Source organism: Lactobacillus sp. UMNPBX6 (assembly GCF_002553975.1).
Classification (GTDB): Bacteria; Bacillota; Bacilli; order Lactobacillales; family Lactobacillaceae; genus Lactobacillus; species Lactobacillus gallinarum.
The window spans coordinates 1-419 of the sequence record NZ_PCZD01000137.1; the positions used below are offsets into that span (position 1 = coordinate 1).

Sequence of the window (419 nt, forward strand, 5' to 3'; positions counted from 1 at the left end):
GTACCTATATGCGTCAGCTAGCATTGATTGCGGTAATGGCACAAATTGGTTGCTTTGTCCCTGCTAAATCCGCTGAATTGCCAATTTTTGATCAAGTCTTTACACGCATTGGGGCAGCTGACGACTTAATCTCTGGTGAAAGTACCTTCATGGTTGAAATGATGGAAGCCAATAATGCTTTGACCCATGCCACGGATCGTAGTTTGATTCTCTTTGATGAAATTGGCCGGGGAACCGCAACTTATGATGGGATGGCATTGGCGCAAGCGATTATTGAGTACGTTCATCAGCATGTTCGTGCTAAGACGCTATTTTCAACTCACTATCATGAACTGACAGCTCTTGAGAATAGCTTGACGCGGCTTAAAAATGTCCACGTAGGAGCAACGGAAAAAGATGGGGAGTTAGTATTCTTGCAT

General features: G+C 44.2%; 1 pseudogene. It reads left to right on the forward strand.

Features of this window, described 5'->3' with window-relative positions:
• Positions 1-419 (forward strand): annotated as a pseudogene (locus tag CP357_RS09995) (DNA mismatch repair protein MutS); the annotation flags it as partial.